Annotated in this window: 1 protein-coding gene; it reads left to right on the top strand. The window is 68.4% G+C overall.

Annotated features, from left to right (window positions below; genetic code table 11):
- Positions 1-37: 37 nt before the first annotated feature.
- Positions 38-1656, top strand: a 1619-nt coding sequence (locus ABD844_RS16525; RefSeq protein WP_344877799.1) for a hypothetical protein, incomplete at its 3' end; no start/stop codon positions are given.

Below are 1656 nucleotides of genomic sequence, written 5' to 3'. Positions count from 1 at the left end.
CGCGTATGGGGCTGATCCGGAGTCGCGGTCGTTGCGTTTGGAGACGCAGGTCGAGCATGACCCCTCGGCCGCCGGGCAGGGTTCGGGGTTGATCTGGTCGGGCACCGGTGCGGTGTCCAGTGGCTCTTGTTCGATGTCGATCTCGTGCTGGTTGCAGTCGCCGGTGGTGGCGGAAGGCAAGTTGAAAGACGGGTGGCTGATCCGCTGGCGGGTTCGAGTCACCACTGCCACCAAGGTGACGGGACCGTGGTCGGAGTGGCAGTCGAGCCGGGTGGACACCTCCAAGCCGGTGGTGTCAGGGCTGGCAGCCTCCCCCGGCCAGGAGACCTCAGGACTGTGGACGCTGTCGACGCTGCAGCCGACGTTCTCGGCGTACGGGGCTGATCCGGAGTCGCGGTCGTTGCGTTTGGAGACGCAGGTCGAGCATGACCCGGGCGCGGCCAGTCAGGGTTCAGGCCTGATCTGGGCCAGTATCGGAGTGGTGTCCAGTGGTTCGTGTTCGGCGCTGATCACATGTTGGGTCCAGTCGCCGGTGGTGACGGCGGGCAAGCTGAAGGACGGCTGGCTGATCCGCTGGCGAGTACGGACCTCAACCGCTGGCGGGGTGACGGGCCCGTGGTCGGAGTGGCAGGCCGGCCGGGTGGACACCTCCAAGCCGGTGGTGTCAGGGCTGGCAGCCTCCCCCGGCCAGGTCAATTCGGGGCTGTGGACGTTGACATCGCTGCAGCCGACGTTCTCGGCTTACGGGGCTGATCCGGAGTCGCGGTCGTTGCGGCTGGACACTCAGATCGAGCACGATCCGTCGGCCGCCGGGCAGGGTTCGGGGTTGATCTGGTCGGGCGCCGGTGCGGTGTCCAGTAGTTCGTGTTCGGCGCTGATCACATGTTGGGTGCAGTCGCCGGTGGTGACGGCGGGCAAGCTGAAGGACGGCTGGCTGATCCGCTGGCGAGTACGGACCTCAACCGCTGGCGGGGTGGCGAGTCCGTGGTCGGAGTGGCAGGCCGGCCGGGTGGACACCTCCAAGCCGGTGGTGTCAGGGCTGGCAGCCTCTCCCGGGCAGGTCAACGCGGGACTGTGGACACTGTCGTCCACTCAGCCGACATTCTCGGCTTACGGGGCTGATCCTGAGTCGCGGTCGTTGCGGCTGGAGACGGAGGTCGAGCACGATCCGTCGGCCGCCGGGCAGGGTTCGGGGTTGATCTGGTCGGGCGCCGGTGCGGTGTCCAGTGGTTCGTGTTCGGCGCTGATCACGTGTTGGGTGCAGTCGCCGGTGGTGACGGCGGGCAAGTTGAAGGATGGGTGGTTGATTCGCTGGCGGGTGCGGGCGTCTACTGCCGGCAACGTGGCGGGTCCGTGGTCGGAGTGGCAGTCGGCCACCGTGGCGGTGAGCGGGACGGCGGGCAGCGGGCTGGGTGCGGTGCCGGCCACGCGGGGTGCTGATGCGTGGACGCTGGCTTCGGCGACGCCGTGGCTGTATGGGAAGGTGTCCGACGCCGGTGGTGCGAAGCTGGTGCTGGGCGCGGAGATCGAGCACGACCCGGCCGCGCCGCAGCAGGGTTCGGGATTGATCTGGTCCGGTCAGGGCGCCACCGCGTACGCCTCCGGTGGGAACGCGTGGGTGCAGGTCCCGTCCGGAAAACTGACCGACGGAATGAA

It is taken from the genome of Nonomuraea antimicrobica (assembly GCF_039536965.1).
GTDB classification, from domain to species: Bacteria; Actinomycetota; Actinomycetes; order Streptosporangiales; family Streptosporangiaceae; genus Nonomuraea; species Nonomuraea antimicrobica.
Note: the sequence above shows the minus strand (reverse complement) of the source record. Positions and strands in the feature narration are given on the sequence as shown.